Consider the following 689-nt stretch of genomic DNA (forward strand, 5'->3'; position numbering starts at 1 on the left):
CACCGTCATCACGCATCAACGCCGGCTCAGCCTTACCATCACCATTCCAGTCACCCACCACCAACCGGCCACCCACCGGGTCCAAATTAAACGGACCCGACGAATACCACCGCTCGTGCGACAGGCCACCCTTCCACACCCGGTAACTGAACGAACCATCCGACTCCTGATACGTCGCGACGATGTCGTCCTTACCATCACCGTTCACATCACCGGCCGCCACCCGATCACCGACCCGCGACATCGTCCAACCACCAGACTCATAATCACTAGCACGCTCAAACGACGAACCCGACGACAACCACCGCCAAATCGTCATCGTCCCGTCACCGTCATCACGCATCAACGCCGGCTCAGCCTTACCATCACCATTCCAGTCACCCACCACCAACCGGCCACCCACCAGATCCAAATTAAACGGACCCGACGAATACCACCGATCGTGCGACACACCCCCCTTCCACACCCGGAAACTGAACGACCCATCCGACTCCTGATACGTCGCCACCACATCATCGCGACCATCACCATCGACATCGCCGGCCGCCACCCGATCACCGACCCGCGACATCGTCCAACCACCGGACTCGAACAGATCCCCCTCCAACGAGAACGACGAACCCGACGACGACCACCGCCACAACGTCATCGTCCCGTCACCGTCATCACGCATCAACGCCGGCGCCGCA

The 689-nt window shown here is 60.7% G+C and carries 1 protein-coding gene; it reads right to left on the reverse strand.

Going from position 1 to position 689, the window contains the following annotated elements; all coding sequences use genetic code 11:
* Positions 1 to 649 (reverse strand): FG-GAP repeat protein (locus tag ACLQ23_RS31540; protein WP_425881534.1); only part of this gene is annotated, 649 nt, incomplete at its 3' end.
* Positions 650 to 689: the final 40 nt, after the last annotated feature.

This window comes from Micromonospora sp. DT41, assembly GCF_049841715.1.
Taxonomy (GTDB): Bacteria; Actinomycetota; Actinomycetes; order Mycobacteriales; family Micromonosporaceae; genus Micromonospora; species Micromonospora profundi.